Here is a 17,137-nt window from a genome sequence, read left to right on the forward strand (position 1 = left end):
CCTCGGTTCAGCGTAGCGGCGGCGCTCCGGCCGGCCCGGGTGTGGCCCAACGGTCGAATTTTGTCCCGTTTCTCCCGGGCTTATGTTGAGCCATCAGTACGAAAGTGACTACTTTTCGTCACGACCCCGGCGTGTCGGTAACGTGAAGCCTCGTGGAGGTCACCTGGCGGGAGGCCATGCGGCGGGCGCTTTACGGCACCGGCGGTTTCTACCTGCGAGAGCGCCCCGACCGGCATTTCCGCACCTCGGTGCATGTCTCACCGGTCTTCGCCGAGGCGGTGTCGCGCCTGCTGCGGCGGGTCGACGCCGCCCTGGGCCGGCCCGATCCCGTCGACTTCGTCGACATGGGCAGCGGCAACGGGCTGCTGGCCGCCCGGGTGCGGGCGGCCGTGCCGCCGGATCTCGCGCAGCGGCTGCGCGTCACGGCCGTCGACCTGTCCCCCAGGCCCGGCGATCTCGACCCCCGCGTCGCCTGGGAGCCGGAGGTCCCGCACGGGGTCACCGGCCTGCTGATCGCCAACGAGTGGCTGGACAACGTGCCGCTCGACATCGCCGAGATGACCCCGGACGGCCCGCGCCTGGTGCTCGTGGACACCTCGACCGGCGGCGAACGGCCGGGGCCCGCTCCCGGCCCCGAGGATCTGGCCTGGCTGGAGCGCTGGTGGCCGCTGCGCGCACCGGGGGAACGCGCCGAGATCGGCCGTCCCCGCGACGAGGCGTGGGCCTCGGTGATCACGCGGCTGTCACGCGGCACCGCGGTCGCCGTCGACTACGCTCATCTGGCCGGGAGGCGGCCCCCGCTCGGCACGATCAGCGGATATCGCGACGGCTCGCCGGTGCCCGCCACACCGGACGGGTCGTGCGACGTCACCGCCCATGTCGCGCTGGACGCCTGCGCGGCGGCCGGCGAGCGTGCGGGAGCGCAGGTGTCCGCGCTCACCACGCAGCGGGAGGCGCTGCGGGAGCTGGGCGTCACCGGCGCCCGCCCGCCGATCGCGCAAGCATCCGCCGATCCCGCCGGGTACGTACGCGCGCTCGGCAGGGCCACACAGGAGGCCGAGCTCATCGACCCGGCCGGTCTCGGCGGCTTCGGCTGGCTCAGCCAGTCACGACTACGAGAGGAGAAGTTGTGATCGCGAGAATCTGGCGCGCGAGCGCGACCCCGGAGGGCGCGGACGGCTACGAGCGGCATTTCACCGGGGCGGTCCTGCCCTCCCTGCGCGACGTGGACGGGCACCGTGGCGCGTACCTGCTGCGGCGGGACGCCGGCGACGGCCGGGTAGAGCTCCAGGTCATGACGCTGTGGGAGTCGATGGACGCGATCGGCCGCTTCGCCGGGGCCGACCCCGCCACAGCCGTCGTCGAACCCGGGGCCCAGGCCGTCCTGCTCGGGTACGACACCACGGTCACCCATCACGTGGTGGCGGTGTCAGACGGTGACCTTCAGTGACTCCAGGCCGCGCATGATGTAGCTGGGCTTCCACGTGGGCTCCTCGGCGAGCTCCAGCCTGGGCGCCAGCCGCAGCAGGGCGCCGAACGACTCGGTCATCTCGACCCGCGCGAGCGGTGCGCCGAGGCAGAAGTGGATGCCCGCGCCGAACGAGATGTGCGGATTGTCCACCCGGCCGAGGTCGAGACGGTCCGGGTCGGCGAAGACCCCGGGGTCACGGTTGGCCGAGCCGAACAGCAGCGCGACCTCCACACCCCGGGGGATCGTCACCCCGCCGACCTCGACGTCCTCAAGCACCCATCGCTCGAACATCTGCGCCGGGGTGTCGTAGCGCAGCAGCTCCTCGACCGCCGTCGGCATCAGGCCGGGGTCGGCGCGCAGCCGCTCCAGCTCGCCCGGGTTGCGGAACAGCGCCCACCATCCGCTGCCGGTGGCGTTGACCGTGGCCTCGTGCCCGGCGTTGAGCAGCAGCACGCAGGTGCCGATCAGCTCGTCCTCGGTGAGCCGGTCGCCGTCGTCCACCACCTGCGCGAGTGCCGAGATCATGTCGTCGCCCGGCCGCTGCCTGCGCGCCCTGGCCAGCTCGCGCAGATACTCCGCGAACTCCGTCGCCGCGCGAACGGCCGTGTGCTGGACCTCCGGTGAGGGGTTCAGCTCGTACATCCCGCAGATGTCGGCCGACCAGGGGCGCAGCAGGTGGCGATCGGCCTCGGGCACGCCCAGCATCTCCGCGATCACGGTGACGGGCAGCGGCTCGGCCACCTCCGCCAGCAGGTCGCCGCCGCCGCGCTCGACCAGTCCCTCGGCCAGCTCGGTCGCGATCTTCCGTACGCGGGGACGCAGCGACTCGACCATCCTGGGCGTGAACGCCTTGGACACCAGGCGGCGCAGCCGCGTGTGCACCGGGGGCTCCACGTCGAGCATGCCGGCCCGGATCACCCGCCAGAACGGCTCCTGGAACTCCGGCTCCGGCTCCCGGCCGAACGCCTCGTGCGTGCCCACGTGCAGGTAGGACCGGCCGAGGCGCCGGTCGCGCAGCAGCGCGTTCACATCCGCGTGGCGGGCGATCAGCCACTGGCCCGTCGGCTCGAAGAAGCTGACCGGATCGTTGTCGCGCAGGTCGCGATAGGCCTCATAGGGGTACGCCACGAACTCGGGATTCCAGGGATCAAACTTCACAATGGACAACAATACGGATTAAAGGCCTCGCTTGGGAGTGCGGGCGTGCGGGCCCGTCATGGCGTAGGTTGGGGCGATGCCGAAGCGCCGCGAGCAGCATCGCAGGGAACCCCGCGAACTCGGCGAACTCCCCTACGCCGATCACCTCGAGCCCTTCGAGGGCAGGGTGATCCAGGGCGGCGACTACGACACGGTCCTGTTCGACGGGCAGGAGTTCGAGGACGCCGACGCTTCCAATGCCCGATTCATCGAATCGGCGTTCACCTCGGTCACCTTCACCGGCGGCCGTTATCGGCGCACCCGGTTCTCCGACGTCTGGCTGAGCGGCGTGCGCTGGGTGGGCGGTGACCTCACCGAGTCCACCTGGACGGACGCGGAGATCATCATGAGTTCCCCGGCCGGTACGGCGCTGCCCGGGGCCGCGATGAACCACGTGGCCTTCCATCGGTGCAAGCTCGACTCGGTCAACCTCCGCGCGGCCGAGCTCCGTGAGGTCTCGTTCGTCGAGTGCACGCTGCGCGACGTGGACTTCATGGGCGCCACGCTGACCGGTGTCTCCTTTCCCGGCTCCACGCTGGAACGGGTGCGGTTCGACAAGGCGCGCATGTCCCGGGTCGACCTGCGCGGCGCCGTGTCCCTGGGCATCTCCGACGGTTACGACGCGCTGCACGGCGCGACCATCAGCGGCGTCCAGCTGATGGAACTCGCGCCGATGTTCGCCCACATCCTCGGTGTCACGGTCGACAACGGCTGACTTCGCCTGAGTCGCCCGCACTTGCGGTCGGGGGGCGGTGCCGGGTTATAGTGCCGTCCAGGTCATGAGTGCCAGCGTCAAGCCCCGGCTTGCTGGCCGGCAACCCTCGCGCTCGCGGCGGGGTGCCCCGGGTGAGGACCGGGCCTGGCACGAGGTGTGCCGGGCAAGCGCGGGCTCCGCCTTCCGATGCCATGGCCGGGGTCCCCGACCCCAGGAGGCATGGCGTTGTCCGCACTCACCTTCGTCCAGCAGCCCGTCGACCGCATCTCCGAGCCCGATGTCGCCCCCGTGCGCCTGCCCGCAGTCGTGGGCGCCGACCTGGAGGTGCCCGTCAGGGGCGGCAGGCTCGTGCCGTACGCGAACCTCGACTACGCGGCGAGCGCGCCCTGTCTCGAGCCGGTGAACGCCGCCGTCGCGGCGGCGCTGCCGGCCTACTCCAGCGTCCACCGGGGTGCGGGCTACGCCTCGCAGCTCACGACGGCCAGGTATGAGCAGGCCAGGCACACCGTGCGGGCCTTCGTCGGCGCCCGCCCCGATGACGCGCTGGTCTTCGTGCGCAACACGACCGACGCCATGAACCTGCTGGCCCGCAGCCTCCCCGAGGGCACCACCGTCGTCGTGTTCGAGACCGAGCACCACGCCTCGCTGCTGCCCTGGCCCGACGCCGTACGGCTCGCGCCGCCCGCCTTCCCCGGCGAGGCGATCCGGGCGGCCGACGAGGCGCTGGCCGCGATCGAGGGCCCGGCCCTGCTCGTCGTGACCGCCGCCTCCAACGTCACGGGCGAGCTGTGGCCGATCGCCGGGCTGGCCCACATCGCCCACCGGCACGGTGCGCGGATCGCCGTGGACGCGGCCCAGTTCGTCCCCCACCGCGGGCTCAACCTCGCCGCGCTCGACCTCGACTACGTGGCGTTCTCCGGCCACAAGCTCTACGCCCCGTTCGGCGCCGGGGTGCTCGTGGGCCGCTCCGACTGGCTCGCCGCGGCCGATCCGTACCTGCGCGGCGGCGGAGCCGTACGGGCCGTGGGCGAGACCACCGAGTGGAGCGACGACCCCGAGACACGGCACGAGGCCGGCACCCCCAACGTGCTCGGCGCGATCGCGCTCGCCGCCGCCTGCGACGCGCTGACCGCGACCGGCTGGGCCGCGCTGGTGCGGGAGGAGGAGCGGCTGCTCGCCCGCCTGCGCGCCGGGCTCGCCGCGATCCCCGGCGTACGCGAGCTGTCGCTGTGGGGTCAGGACCACCCGCGCGTCGGCATCGTGTCGTTCGCCGTCGAGGGCCGCACGGCCCGCGAGGTCGCCGAGGCGCTGTCGGCCGAGTGGGGCGTCGGCGTCAGGGACGGCAAGTTCTGCGCCCACCCGTTCGTCCGCCACCTCCTCGGCGGCGGAGAGCACGGCGGCGGGGAGGACGGCGGCTGCGCGGACGGCACGGTGAGCGCCGTACGCGCCTCGATCGGCATCGGCACGACCACAGAACACGTCGACCGTCTCGTCGAGGCGCTACGCGCGATCGCCACCGCCTGAAGAAGTGAAGTCAGGTCGGGGGTCTCGCCCATGAGATCCCCGATCAAGCGGCATCCGTGGGCTTCTCGCTGACGGGCAGGCGCTCCAGCCGAGCAGCAGGCTGCTGCCGTCGACACGAGACGGTGGTCGAGTTCGTCTGATGCCTTCGCCGTCTTCGCTCCCACGTGATGAGCGTGAAAGCATGGACGGCATGACGAGCGAGCAGGAGGGCACGCACCGGGAACGCATCGTGGGGATCGGCGCGGGAGCCGACGCCGTTGAGCCGAGAGAGCTGGCCACCGAGGACATGATCCTCAACATCGGCCCGCAACATCCGTCCACCCACGGCGTGCTGCGGCTGCGGCTCGTCCTCGACGGCGAGCGCATCACGGCCGCCGAGCCGATCGTCGGCTACATGCACCGCGGCGCGGAGAAGCTGTTCGAGGTGCGCGACTACCGGCAGATCATCGTGCTCGCCAACCGGCACGACTGGCTGTCGGCGTTCGCCAACGAGCTGGGTGTCGTGCTCGCGGTCGAGCGCATGCTGGGCATGCAGCCCCCGCCCAGAGCGGTGTGGGCCAGGACGCTGCTGGCCGAGCTCAACCGCGTGCTCAGCCACCTGATGTTCCTCGGCAGTTATCCCCTGGAGCTCGGTGCGATCACGCCGGTCTTCTACGCCTTCCGCGAGCGGGAGACCCTGCAGCACGTCATGGAGGAGATCTCCGGTGGCCGCATGCACTACATGTTCAACCGGGTGGGCGGGCTGAAGGAGGAGCTGCCCCTGGGCTGGCTCGACCGCGTCACCGCCGCCGTCGCGGCCGTGCGGCGGCGGCTGCCCGACATCGAGGAGCTGATCGCCGGCAACGAGATCTTCCTGGCGCGCACCCGCGGCGTCGGGGTGCTCGACCGCGAGACGATCATGCAGTACGGCGTGAGCGGCCCGATCGCGCGGGCCTCGGGCGTCGACTTCGACCTGCGGCGCGACGAGCCCTACCTCGCGTACGGCGAGCTGCCGGTGAAGGTCGTCACCAGGTCGGCCGGGGACTGTCAGGCTCGATTCCAGGTGCTGCTCGAACAGGTCAAGGTCTCCCTCGAACTGGCCGACGCCTGCGTCGAGCGCCTGCGGCACCTGCCGCCGGGGCCGATCAACCAGCGGCTGCCGAAGGTGCTGAAGGCGCCCGAGGGGCACACGTACGCCTGGACGGAGAACCCGCTCGGCCTGAACGGCTACTACCTCGTGTCGCGGGGCGAGAAGACGCCGTGGCGGCTCAAGCTGCGCAGCGCCTCCTACAACAACATCCAGGTGCTGCGCGAGATGCTGCCGGGCACCCTGGTCGCCGACATGATCGCGATCCTCGGCTCGATGTTCTTCGTGGTCGGCGACATCGACAAGTGACCAGAGCACCGGTCATGCAATCGTCCCTGGCCACCCCCGCACCAGCGCGATCGTGCCGTCGCGCATGAACCACGGGCCTCTTCCTGACCCCGGCCGACGCGATCAGGAAGAGGTATCACAAACCGGCCCCGGGTTACCTGACCGGCGCTTCAGTTGGCGGGCCAGACGGTCTGGGTGACGCTGGAGACGCGGGTCGCCGTCAGGTACTGCCGGTCGAGGATCACCGTGAAGTCGCTGTCCCCGCCCGTGCGGCGCACCGAGCACTTCAAGGAGACCGTGGTCGGGATCTTGAGGGTGAACGCCCTGGTGAAGGACATCAGCTCCCGCCGGCCCGCGGGCACCTCGGCGTAGACCGAGTAAGGAAGCTTCGCGCCGGAGGCAAGCTCCAGGCCGCAATCGACATTGACCAAACTCTCCTGCTCCTCGGACGGCAGCTGGCTGACGCTCAGGTCGACGTCGAACACGTACGCGCCCGCCGGCAGGTTGAGCACCGCAGCCGTAGCCGGTGCGGGACGCGTGTCACCACTGACGTCGATGAGGAGGGCCGATCGCGGCACGGATTGGTAGGTCTCGCCGGCTCCGGGACCGGGAGGGCCCGCCGGACCCTGCGGCCCGACCGCGTTCCAGGAGACCGGTTTCTCCCCTTCGGCGCAGGTGGCAGAGGGGGAAGGGCTCGGGGCCAGGCGCAGCACGTTGTCCGCGCCCGCACAGGCCGTGATCTCCCCGCCGTCCACTGCGGCGGAGACGGCCGCCATCGTTCCACTGCCGACGAGCAGACCGGCCGCCACACCGACCGACAACAACGCACCGCGCGCTGCTTTGCCGTTCTTCCTCATGTCACTCCAAATCCATGCTCGTAACCGACGCGGCAATCCTGGCGGCGGCGGCTTACGTTCCTCTTGGAACCTCTTGGAGCCTCTTGGGACAGGGCGCGATTCCAGCAGCGGTTGGTGCCATGAAGTCGAACACCATCAAGCGCCCGGCTGTTCGCCCGCCGCGTGACCGGTGCACCACCATCGCCGCCGGCCGCGGCGTGACATGGCCGGTGCTCTAGCTCTCCCCGGACGGTTTGCCGGGCACCCGGCAGCAGTGCTCCAGGACCAGCGCCGCGCAGATCAGGATCACGCAGGCCACGAACGACCCGCCTCCGACCAACGCGTCCTGGCGGGGCTTCTCGAGATCGAGCAGGTCGAGCACGCGCACCACGAACCCGGCGAAGATGCCGCCGAACACCGCTCCGGCGTACGCGGTGGCCTTGGCCAGCGCGGCCAGGCGGGCGACGGCCAGCGGCTCGACGGGCTTGGTGCCCGGGCGGCGCAGGATCCTCGCCCGGGTCAGCCAGCCCGTGTACGCCTCGCCGATCGCCAGCAGCAGCGTGGTGGGGATGGCGGTCCACGGCAGGGTCGGCACCACGGAGTAGAACTGCCGCAGCAGGCCCCAGGTGAGCAGGGCGAACACGACCACCAGACCGACGATCACGCCGGGATTGCTGGGCTTCACGCGGGGACTCCTCGTCGATCAGACCGGGGGTTCGAGCACGAGGTCGGAGCGCAGCCGCACCCCGCTCTGGTCCATGTCGGCCAGCAGGGCCGCCACCGACCCGCGCCCGGGCAACACCGCCGCCGGGTCGGCCTGCGCCCACGGGACCAGGACGAACGCCCGCTCGTGCGCCCGGGGGTGCGGGAGCGTGAGCTCGGGGTTGTCGGACATGAGGGTGCCCACCGCGATGAGGTCCACGTCGAGCGTCCGCGGGCCCCACCGCTCCTTGCGCTCACGGCCGAAGGCGTTCTCGACGCTCTGCGCCCGGTCGAGCAGCGTGCGAGGGTCGAGCATGCTCTCGGCGATCACCACGGCGTTCAGGTACGGCGCCTGCTCAGGGCCGCCGACCGGATCGGTCTCATAAACCGGCGACACCGCCACGAAGGTGAGCCCGGGGGCGTCGAACAGCGAGTCGACGGCTCCCTGGAGATTGTCGATACGGCGGCCGAGGTTGCTGCCGAGTGCAATCACGACCCTCATGCGCGCCCCCTTCTGATCGTCACCACCACGTCGTCGAACGGCAGCGGAATGGGCGCCGCCGGTTTGTGCACGCTGACCTCCGCCTCCTCGACCAGCCCGTGGGCCAGGCAGGCCTCCGCCAGCCGCTCGGCGAGGGTCTCGATGAGGTTGACCGGCTCGCCCTCCACGATGCGGACGAGTTCGGCCGCCAGGGCGCCGTAGTCCACGGTGAGGGTCAGATCGTCGGCCGCCGCCGCGGGTGCGGTGTCGAACCGCAGGGCGACGTCGACCACGAACTCCTGGCCCAGCTCACGCTCGGCGGGCAGGCAGCCGTGCCTGCCGCGGGCCCGCAGCCCGGTCAGTCGCACCGCGTCCCGGGTCAAGGCTCCTGCTCCTCCTCGTCGTCGTCGTCACTTTGGAGGACCGGTGAGCCGTGGTAGAGCCACAGCCGCCACCCGCTTCCGGTCCGCACGTACGTGCTGGAGGCGACGACCCGGCCGGCCGCGAAGCCCGGCTCGTCGGTGTCGGCCGCCGTGAGGATGTTCTCCGCGCAGGTGACCACGGCGACGTCCCCGAGCACGGTCGTCTGCACGTCGGTCAGCACGAACTGGATGTACGGCGTGTTGGCCATGATGAGCGCCCACGAGCGCAGCACCTCCGACCGCCCGGTCAGCATGGGCCAGCCGGGGTGCACGCACATGGCCGGGCGTCCCGGCACGTCCTCGATCCAGATCTCCGACATCATGTCGAGGTCGCCGCTCTCGATGGCGTTGTAGAACGCCTGATTGAGCTCCTCGATGTCCTTCATCGGCGTTCCCGTCGGCATGTCGTCACCGGCTCTCGTCAGCGTGTCGTACGGCTGCCGCCCTCCACGCGGCGGCCACTCGCACCGCGTCGGCGTTCGGCCCCACGCGGTGCACCCGCACGCACCACGCGCCGGCCCGTGCCGCGAGCGCGGTGACGGCGAGCGTGGCGTCTTCCCTGCCGTCCAACGGCCGGGGCTCGCCGTCCGGCCCCGCCAGCAGGCGGCCGAGGAAGCGCTTCCTCGACGCCGCGATCAGCAAGGGGCGGCCGAGGTGGCTCAGCTCGTCGATGCCGGCCAGCAGGGCCCAGTTGTGCTCGGCGTTCTTGGAGAACCCGAGGCCGGGGTCGAGCACGATCTGCTCCTCCCGCACGCCCTCGGCCAGCACGGAGTCGACCCGCTTGCGCAGCTCCTCCGCCACCTCGGTCACGACGTCGCCGTAGACGGCCCGGCTGTCCATGTCGCGGCTGTGCCCGCGCCAGTGCATCACGACGTACGGCACGCCGGTCGCCGCCACGACCCGCGGCATCGCCGGGTCGGCCAGCCCGCCGCTCACGTCGTTGACGAGCTTCGCCCCGGCCGCGACGGCCGCCTCCGCCACCTCCGCGCGCATGGTGTCGACGCTGACCGTCACGCCCTCCTGGCTGAGCGCGCGGATCACCGGCTCGACGCGGCGGAGCTCTTCCTCCAGCGGGACCCGCGCCGCGCCGGGACGGGTGGACTCGCCGCCCACGTCCACGATGTCGGCGCCCTCGGCCACCATGTCGAGGCCATGCCTGATCGCGACGTCGGCGTCGAACCACTGCCCGCCGTCGGAGAAGGAGTCGGGGGTCACGTTGACCACGCCCATGACCAGGCAGCGCCCAGACTCGGGCATACCGGGCACACTCGCTGCGGTCATGGGGTCAAGACTAGTGCCGTGACCGACAAGGTTCGCCCGCACGTCGCGGTCTCCGGAGCGGTGCATCGCGAGGCGGGAATGCCCTTCGGACAGGAGCGCCGTCCCAACCGCCGTCGCCCGCGCTCAGCCGCGCAGGATCAGCGACATGGCCTCGGCCCTGGTCGCCTCGCTGGTGCGGAAGTCGCCCCGGACGGCCGACGTGATCGTCTTGGCACCGGGCTTGCGCACGCCGCGCATGGTCATGCACATGTGCTCGGCCTCGATGACCACGATCACCCCGCGCGGCTCCAGCACCTGCATCAGGCCGTCGGCGATCTGAGAGGTCATCCGCTCCTGGACCTGCGGCCTGCGCGCGTAGACGTCCACCAGCCTGGCCAGCTTGGACAGGCCGGTGATGCGTCCCTTGTCGTTCGGGGTGTAGCCGATGTGGGCCACGCCGTGGAAGGGAAGCAGATGGTGCTCGCAGGTGGACATCACTTCGATGTCCTTGACGAGCACCATCTCGTCGTGGTCCGCGTCGAACATCGTGGTCAGCGCGTCCTCGGGCCGCTGGCCCAACCCCGCGAACTGCTCCGCGAACGCGCGGGCGACCCGGGCCGGGGTGTCCCGGAGCCCGTCGCGATCGGGGTCCTCCCCGATCGCGTACAGGATCTCCCGGACCGCCTTCTCGATCCGGTCGTGGTCGAAACCGGGATGCGGGGCCGCCACGTGAGGTTCGGCCACGGTCAGGCCTCGTCCCGCTGCGCCGACTGGTCGTTGGCCCAGGGCGTCGAGCCGGCACCGCCGGCGGGCAGCGCCTGGCCGTTGCCGTTGGCGCGCTCCTTGGGAGTGATGACCGGCGGGCGGTCGGACGGCAGGCGCTTGCCGTACCCGGCGTAGGAAGGACGCTTCTCCTTGGGCACGACCGGCGAGAAGATCTCGAGGACCTGCTCCCGCGAGAGCGTCTCCTTCTCCATCAGTTCGAGCACGAGGTTGTCGAGCACGTCGCGGTACTGGACGAGGATCTCCCACGCCTGGTCGTGCGCGCTCTCGATGAGGCGGCGGACCTCCTCGTCGATCGCCGAGGCGATCTGCTCGGAGTAGTCGCGCTCGTGGCCCATCTCACGGCCGAGGAAGACCTCGCCGTTGCCGCTGCCGAACTTGCGGGCACCGAGCCGCTCGCTCATGCCGTACTCGGTGACCATCCGGCGGGCGATGGAGGTCGCCTTCTCGATGTCGTTGGACGCGCCGGTGGTGGGCTCGTGGAAGACGAGCTCCTCAGCCGTGCGGCCACCGAGCAGCATGGCGAGCTGGTCCATCATCTCGGACCGGGTCGCGAGGAACTTGTCCTCCATCGGCAGCGTCATCGTGTAACCGAGGGCGCGGCCGCGGGACAGGATCGTGATCTTGTGGACCGGGTCGGAGTTGGGCAGCGCGTGGGCCACCAGGGCGTGACCGCCCTCGTGGTAGGCGATGATCTTCTTCTCCTGGTCCGACATGACCCGGGACTTGCGCTCGGGGCCGGCCATCACGCGGTCGATCGACTCCTCAAGGATCGCCATCGTGATGAGCTTCTGATCCTGGCGGGCGGTCAGCAGGGCCGCCTCGTTGATCACGTTGGCGAGGTCGGCGCCGGTGAAGCCGGGGGTCCTGCGGGCGATCACGTCGAGGTCGACGTCCTGCGCGAACGGCTTGCCGCGGCCGTGGACGCGCAGGATGCCCTTGCGGCCCTCGAGGTCGGGCCGGTCGATGACGACCTGCCGGTCGAAGCGGCCGGGACGCAGCAGGGCGGGGTCGAGGATGTCGGGGCGGTTGGTGGCGGCGATGAGGATCACGCCGCCCTTGACGTCGAAACCGTCCATCTCGACGAGGAGCTGGTTCAGCGTCTGCTCACGCTCGTCGTGGCCGCCGCCCAGGCCCGCACCGCGGTGCCGGCCGACGGCGTCGATCTCGTCGATGAAGATGATCGCCGGAGCGTTCGCCTTGGCCTGCTCGAACAGGTCGCGGACGCGGGAGGCGCCGACGCCGACGAACATCTCGACGAAGTCGGAACCGGAGATCGAGTAGAACGGCACGCCCGCCTCACCCGCGACGGCACGGGCGAGCAGGGTCTTGCCGGTGCCGGGCGGGCCGTACAGCAGAACGCCCTTGGGGATCTTGGCGCCGATGGCCTGGAACTTGGCCGGGGCCTGGAGGAACTCCTTGATCTCCTGGAGCTCCTCGATCGCCTCGTCGGCCCCCGCGACGTCGGCGAAGGTCGTCTTCGGGGTGTCCTTGGTGATCAGCTTCGCCCGCGACTTGCCGAAGTTCATGACCCGGGAGCCGCCGCCCTGCATCTGGTTCATGATGAACAGGAAGAACAGGACGACGACGATGATCGGCAGGAAGCTGACCAGCAGGCTGACGAGGAAGTTCTGCTGCGGCACCTCGACGGTCCAGCCCCCGGAGGGCTTGGCCTGCTGAAGCGCCTGGGTGAACTCGACGCCCTGGCCCTCGACCCAGGGGGCCTGGATCCGGGTGACCTGCTTGCCGTTGACGTCGATCGGCTTGTTCAGCGTCAGCTCGACGCGCTGGTCCTTGTCGACGACCACGCCGTTCTTGACATTGCCCTGCTGGATCTGCTGGACGACCGTTGAGGTGTCGGCGGTGGTGTAGTTGCCGTCCCCGCCGAACATCGTGGTGACGAGCAGGAGAAGCAATACGATGCCCAGGATCCACAGCAGTGGGCCACGTGTAAATCGCTTGAGATCCATCCGTTGCGGAACCCCGGCGGGCCCGTCCCTTCCTGACCAAGGCCTGCCCCGGGAAATCCCGGGGTCGCGGCATCCCTTACCGCTCCTTCTGACTACCGCGGGCCCGCCTCAGCGGCCTCCCACGGATATCCGAAGGTACACCCGGCAGCCGCGTCGGGTAACTGCCCGAGCGGCTCCGGCTTTGCCTTTCCAACGTACGTCAGCCAGCCCCGTGTTCCCCGACCTGGCGCCCAATAACGCACGATTCGAGGGTCACTTCGCTTAGGGCTTACTCCCCCCCGTACACATGAGGCGCAAGAGTCCCGATGAACGGCAGGTTGCGATACCTCTCCGCGTAATCGAGACCGAACCCGATGACGAACTCGTTGGGGATGTCGAAACCGACGTAGCGGACGTCCATCTCGACCTTGACCGCGTCCGGCTTGCGCAGCAGGGTGCAGATCTCCACGGACGCCGGGTTGCGCGACTTCAAGTTGTTCAGCAGCCACGAAAGGGTCAGCCCGGAGTCGATGATGTCCTCGACCACGAGCACGTGCCGGCCCGCGATGTCGGTGTCGAGATCTTTCAGCACCCGCACGACGCCGGAGGACTTGGTCCCCGCGCCGTACGAGGAAACGGCCATCCAATCCATCTGCACGGGCACGTGCAGCGCGCGTGCGAGGTCGGCCATGACCATGACCGCCCCCTTGAGCACGCCGACGATCAACAGTTCCTTGCCGGCGTAGTCGGCGTCGATCTGGCCCGCCAGTTCCTTGATCTTCTCCTGTAGCTCCTGCTCCGAGATGAGGACTGCGGAGAGATCCTTGCCCATGTCGGCTGCGTCCACCTGGGGTTTCCTTACGCGAGCGAGAGGTTGTCCACGGCGAAGACAAGGGTGCCACAGCGCCTGACCACCCCCACCCCCCCGGGTAGGCCCACCCCCTTCTGCCCATGCCAGCCGGTCACCAGCCGCTCGACCGCCTCGATGTGCACCGCCGCGAGCGCGGCGGCGTTCGCCCCGGCCTCGACGGCCGCCCGCTGGATGACCCGCCGCCGCACCGCCCCCGGCACGTCCGCCAGCACGGACACGTCCAACTCCCCTGCGGGGCCCCGCGACTTCGCGTGGACGGCGTCCGCCCACACGTCCAGGGCGTCGGCGTCGTCCCGGCACAGCCGCGCCGTACGGGCCAGCGCCTCGGCGATCCCCGGCCCCAGCGCGGCCTCCAGGGCCGGCAGTGCGTCGCGGCGCACCCGGACCCTGGTGTACGCCGGATCGTCGTTGTGCGGGTCGTCCCAGGGCCGCAGGCCGAGGGCCTCGCACGCCTGCCTGGTCCGCGGGCGGCCGAGCCCCAGGAGCGGCCGCCGATAGATCCCGGAGACCTCCGCCATGCCGGACAGGGACCGGGTGCCGCTGCCGCGGGCCAGGCGCAGCAGCACGGTCTCCGCCTGGTCGTCGCGTGTGTGGCCGAGCAGGACCGCCGCCGCGCCCAGCCGGCCGGCCGCGGCGGACAGGCCGGCGTAGCGGGCCTCCCGCGCCGCGGCCTCGGGACCCCCGGCCGTGCCGACCGTGACGGTCAGCGCCTCGGCCGGGTCGAGACCGAGGGCGGGCGCGAGCCGTACGACGTCGCGGGCCCGCTCGGCCGAGCCCTCCTGGAGGCCGTGGTCGACGGTCAGCAGCCCGGCGCGCAGGCCGAGGCGCGGGGCCGCGAAGCCGGTGGCCGCGGCCAGCGCCAGCGAGTCGGCGCCGCCGCTGCAGGCCACGAGGACGAGCGTTCCCTTTTTGGCGGCGAGATCCGCGAGCGACAGCCGTACGGCACGTCGGACGTCGGCGACGGCGGGATGCGGGCCCATGCGGCCATTGTGGCGGTGCCGCTCGTGGGCCGGGTAACGCCCCGGTCAGGTGGAGGTGAGGACGCGGGACATCCAGGCGTGCGGGTTGGTGATCTCCTCGCGGTCGGGCAGGGTTTCCGGCGAGGTCCAGACCTTGTTGAACGACTCCATGCCGGCCTCGTCCACGACGGTGCGCACGAAATGGGAGCCCTCGGCGTACTGCTTCATCTTCAGCTCGATGCCGAGCAGGCGGCGGACGAGCTGGTCGAAGCGCGAACCGCCCTCGCGGCGGCGCTGGAACTTGGCCCGGATCTCGGCGACCGACGGCACCACGGACGGGCCCACCGCGTCCATGACGTAGTCGCCGTGTCCCTCCACCAGCGTCATCACGGCGGTCACGCGGTCGAGGACGGCCTTCTGCTCGGGCGTCTGGATGGCCTCGATGAGGTTGCCCTCGCCGCCCCTGAACGCGTCGGCCACGGCGTCGGAGGCGGCGCGCAGGCGCTCAAGCAGTGTCGCCAGGTCCATCTCGGACGCGAGGAGGAACTCGGTCATCTGGCTGCGGACGTACTCCCTGAGCCAGGGGACGCCGGTGAACTGCACCCGGTGCGTCTCCTCGTGCAGGCACACCCACAGGCGGAAGTCACGAGGATCCACGCCCAGCTCGCGCTCGGCGTGCACGATGTTGGGCGCCACCAGCGTCAGGCGGCCCGTCGGGGCGTTGCCCGAGGGGTCGGGCGGGAGGAACAGCTCGTACTGCCCCAGCACCCGGGAGGCGAGGAAGGCCAGCACCGCGCCGACCTCGAGCCCGGTGATACGCGAGCCGACCGCGCCGACGACCGCCGGCATGTTCGACATCTTCTGCGTCAGCGGCTCGAGCACCACACGGAAACCGTCGACGTTGGCGCGGATCCACCCGGGGCGATCGACCACGGTCGCCGCCTCGGGCGTCGCCGAGTCGATGCGGGTGAACTCCCGCACGTGCCCCTCGGCGTCCCGCGACAGCCGCCGCAGTTCGAGGACCGCCTGCCTGGCCTCCTCGCGGCTCACCTGAGGGCCGGGCCGCACGAGGCGCACTCCGGTCGCGACGGCCAGATCCCAGTCGATCACCTGCATACCCACCACCGTACGTTCTTCGCCCTCTCGCCGCGCATGCAGGCGTAATTCAGCACAGTCAGCTCTGGGAGACGATCGTGGCCATCTTGTCGAGGGCGGCGATCGCCTCGGGCGGATTGGCCACCTGGTCGGCCATGAACGCGAAGGTCAGCAACCGGCCGTCGGTCGTGTACGCGATGCCCGCCAGGGTGTTCACCCCGTTCAAAGTGCCCGTCTTCGCGCGTACCAATCCGGCGCCGGCCTTCGAATCGGACTTCGCGTAACGATTGTGCAGAGTTCCCGTGAAACCGGCGACCGGCAGGCCGCTGATCAGCGAGTGCAGCTCCGGGTGGGCGGGAGACGCCGCCACGGCCAGGATGCGGGCGAGGGCCGTCGGCGTGATCCGGTTCTTCGTGGACAGCCCGCTTCCGTCGTGGACCTCCACGCCGTCGGCCGCGCCCAGGCGGGTGAGCGCACGCCGGACCGCCGCGGGCACGCCCTCGAAGGTGTGCGGCAGCCCCGCCTTGATGGCGGACTGGCGGGCGAGCGCCTCGGCGAGGTCGTTGTCGCTGTGCGTCAGCATCCGCTCCACGAGCGCGTAGATCGGGCCGGACTCCACCCGGGCCAGCTCCGGTGCGGTGGGCGCCGCCTTGGCCGAGCCGACCTCCTTGCCCACCTTTATTCCGTTCTTTCTGAGCAGCGTGGCGAACGCGTCGGCGGTGGCCCGCGCGGGGTCCGGGTAGCGGGCGCCGTTCCGCGCCCGGCCCTCGTCCATCATGAGCGCGGCCACCGGGGCGACGCTGCCCTCCGGGATGTACGTCGGCTTCCAGCCCGGCGCCGTCCGCGGCCCGGTGAACAAAGAGGTGTCGTACGACAGGTCCACCGACGTGATCTTGGCTGCCTTGAGCGCCCCGGCCGTGCTCGACGCGAGCCGGGCGAGCGACGCGGGCCGCGGGTAGATCTCCTTCTGCTCCGCGGCGCTCGTGGCCGGGCCGGCCAGGGTCGGGTCGCCGCCCCCGACCAGGACGATCGATCCGGGGGTGCTCCCCCGTACGACGCGGGTGGCCAGGCGGGCGTCCGGCCCGACCGTGGCCAGCACCGTCATCGCGGTGACGACCTTGGTGGTCGAGGCGGGGGTGATGGGAGTGCCCGACCGGCCGTCGAATATCGGCGTTCCCGTCGAGACGTCGAGCACGATCCCGGCCACGCTGCCGCCGAGGGCCGGGTCACCCATCGCAGCGGTGAGCCGGGTGGCCAAAGTACCCTTGGCGGGAAGAGCCCCGTCCCCCGCCGCGGCCAGAACCGGACCCGCGGTCACCAGGGGGACCGGGGTCGGCTTCGGAGACGCGACCGGAGCCGGGGTCCTGTCGGCGTCATGGGCGATCACATAAGTGCCCGCGAGGACGACGAAGATCTGCAGCAGGGCGAGGGTGGCCACCACCATCCACCGCTCACGTCGCACCACTACACCCTCATTTCGCGCCGACCTTGAACACGCCTACGAGACATTAACGCCAG

At 70.9% G+C, this 17,137-nt stretch carries 18 protein-coding genes and 1 riboswitch; of the genes, 5 read left to right on the plus strand and 13 right to left on the minus strand.

Features of this window, described 5'->3' with window-relative positions; translation table 11 throughout:
• Positions 1 to 152 precede the first annotated feature (152 nt).
• Positions 153 to 1,133 carry an SAM-dependent methyltransferase gene (locus ACQPZZ_RS38485; RefSeq protein ID WP_432927272.1) on the plus strand — a complete coding sequence of 327 codons (981 nt, stop codon included), beginning with the start codon at positions 153 to 155 and terminating at the stop codon, positions 1,131 to 1,133.
• Positions 1,130 to 1,450 carry an antibiotic biosynthesis monooxygenase family protein gene (locus tag ACQPZZ_RS38490; protein WP_363645336.1) on the plus strand — a complete coding sequence of 107 codons (321 nt, stop codon included), beginning with the start codon at positions 1,130 to 1,132 and terminating at the stop codon, positions 1,448 to 1,450. Before ACQPZZ_RS38485 ends, ACQPZZ_RS38490 begins: the two co-directional genes overlap by 4 nt.
• Here ACQPZZ_RS38490 and ACQPZZ_RS38495 read toward each other — a convergent pair.
• Positions 1,430 to 2,629 carry a cytochrome P450 gene (locus tag ACQPZZ_RS38495; protein WP_432927274.1) on the minus strand — a complete coding sequence of 400 codons (1,200 nt, stop codon included), beginning with the start codon at positions 2,627 to 2,629 and terminating at the stop codon, positions 1,430 to 1,432. The two genes, ACQPZZ_RS38490 and ACQPZZ_RS38495, sit on opposite strands and share 21 nt — an antisense overlap.
• A 76-nt stretch (positions 2,630 to 2,705) precedes the next feature.
• Here ACQPZZ_RS38495 and ACQPZZ_RS38500 point away from each other — a divergent pair, with 76 nt between their 5' ends.
• The 3 genes from ACQPZZ_RS38500 to ACQPZZ_RS38510 all read left to right on the plus strand — a co-directional run bounded on the left by ACQPZZ_RS38500 (position 2,706) and on the right by ACQPZZ_RS38510 (position 6,282).
• Entirely contained in the window at positions 2,706 to 3,383 is a 678-nt protein-coding gene (locus ACQPZZ_RS38500; protein WP_432927276.1) for a pentapeptide repeat-containing protein, read from the plus strand.
• A gap of 60 nt (positions 3,384 to 3,443) precedes the next feature.
• Positions 3,444 to 3,559, plus strand: a riboswitch (SAM riboswitch).
• Between the two features lie 43 nt (positions 3,560 to 3,602).
• Positions 3,603 to 4,907, plus strand: coding sequence for an aminotransferase class V-fold PLP-dependent enzyme (locus ACQPZZ_RS38505; protein ID WP_432927278.1), 1,305 nt, complete (start codon positions 3,603 to 3,605; stop codon positions 4,905 to 4,907).
• 181 nt (positions 4,908 to 5,088) lie between these two features.
• On the plus strand, positions 5,089 to 6,282 hold the full coding sequence (locus ACQPZZ_RS38510; protein WP_432927280.1) for an NADH-quinone oxidoreductase subunit D: 1,194 nt from the start codon (positions 5,089 to 5,091) through the stop codon (positions 6,280 to 6,282).
• Positions 6,283 to 6,431: 149 nt separating this feature from the next.
• On the opposite strand, the gene ACQPZZ_RS38515 is transcribed toward ACQPZZ_RS38510, so the two are convergent.
• From ACQPZZ_RS38515 to dacB, 12 genes are all read right to left on the minus strand, one after another.
• Positions 6,432 to 7,118: a hypothetical protein gene (locus tag ACQPZZ_RS38515; RefSeq protein WP_432927282.1), complete on the minus strand. Its 687-nt coding sequence runs from the start codon at positions 7,116 to 7,118 to the stop codon at positions 6,432 to 6,434.
• A 214-nt stretch (positions 7,119 to 7,332) separates the two neighbouring features.
• Positions 7,333 to 7,782, minus strand: coding sequence for a DUF3180 domain-containing protein (locus tag ACQPZZ_RS38520; protein ID WP_363645346.1), 450 nt, complete (start codon positions 7,780 to 7,782; stop codon positions 7,333 to 7,335).
• 18 nt (positions 7,783 to 7,800) lie between these two features.
• Positions 7,801 to 8,301 (minus strand): 2-amino-4-hydroxy-6-hydroxymethyldihydropteridine diphosphokinase, encoded by a 501-nt coding sequence (gene folK / locus ACQPZZ_RS38525; protein ID WP_432927284.1) that lies wholly within the window; start codon positions 8,299 to 8,301, stop codon positions 7,801 to 7,803.
• Positions 8,298 to 8,663, minus strand: a complete 366-nt coding sequence (folB, locus tag ACQPZZ_RS38530; RefSeq protein ID WP_432927286.1) for a dihydroneopterin aldolase — start codon at positions 8,661 to 8,663, stop codon at positions 8,298 to 8,300. The genes folK and folB overlap by 4 nt, the downstream gene beginning before the upstream one ends.
• Complete coding sequence (locus ACQPZZ_RS38535; protein ID WP_363645352.1) at positions 8,660 to 9,106, minus strand: nuclear transport factor 2 family protein; 447 nt, start codon at positions 9,104 to 9,106, stop codon at positions 8,660 to 8,662. Before ACQPZZ_RS38535 ends, folB begins: the two co-directional genes overlap by 4 nt.
• A gap of 4 nt (positions 9,107 to 9,110) precedes the next feature.
• Complete coding sequence (folP, locus tag ACQPZZ_RS38540) at positions 9,111 to 9,983, minus strand: dihydropteroate synthase (RefSeq protein WP_432927289.1); 873 nt, start codon at positions 9,981 to 9,983, stop codon at positions 9,111 to 9,113.
• A 123-nt stretch (positions 9,984 to 10,106) separates the two neighbouring features.
• Positions 10,107 to 10,706 (minus strand): GTP cyclohydrolase I FolE, encoded by a 600-nt coding sequence (gene folE, locus ACQPZZ_RS38545; RefSeq protein WP_432927291.1) that lies wholly within the window; start codon positions 10,704 to 10,706, stop codon positions 10,107 to 10,109.
• Positions 10,707 to 10,708: 2 nt separating this feature from the next.
• Positions 10,709 to 12,715, minus strand: coding sequence for an ATP-dependent zinc metalloprotease FtsH (gene ftsH, locus ACQPZZ_RS38550; protein ID WP_363645358.1), 2,007 nt, complete (start codon positions 12,713 to 12,715; stop codon positions 10,709 to 10,711).
• A 268-nt stretch (positions 12,716 to 12,983) separates the two neighbouring features.
• Positions 12,984 to 13,541, minus strand: a complete 558-nt coding sequence (gene hpt / locus ACQPZZ_RS38555) for a hypoxanthine phosphoribosyltransferase (RefSeq protein ID WP_363645360.1) — start codon at positions 13,539 to 13,541, stop codon at positions 12,984 to 12,986.
• Between the two features lie 11 nt (positions 13,542 to 13,552).
• Positions 13,553 to 14,545: a tRNA lysidine(34) synthetase TilS gene (gene tilS / locus ACQPZZ_RS38560; protein ID WP_432927294.1), complete on the minus strand. Its 993-nt coding sequence runs from the start codon at positions 14,543 to 14,545 to the stop codon at positions 13,553 to 13,555.
• A gap of 45 nt (positions 14,546 to 14,590) precedes the next feature.
• Positions 14,591 to 15,640 (minus strand): zinc-dependent metalloprotease, encoded by a 1,050-nt coding sequence (locus ACQPZZ_RS38565; RefSeq protein WP_363645364.1) that lies wholly within the window; start codon positions 15,638 to 15,640, stop codon positions 14,591 to 14,593.
• A 58-nt stretch (positions 15,641 to 15,698) separates the two neighbouring features.
• Positions 15,699 to 17,084, minus strand: coding sequence for a D-alanyl-D-alanine carboxypeptidase/D-alanyl-D-alanine endopeptidase (gene dacB / locus ACQPZZ_RS38570; RefSeq protein WP_432927296.1), 1,386 nt, complete (start codon positions 17,082 to 17,084; stop codon positions 15,699 to 15,701).
• Positions 17,085 to 17,137 lie beyond the last annotated feature (53 nt).

This window comes from Microbispora sp. CA-135349 (genome assembly GCF_050947365.1).
In the GTDB taxonomy this organism is placed as follows: domain Bacteria; phylum Actinomycetota; class Actinomycetes; order Streptosporangiales; family Streptosporangiaceae; genus Microbispora.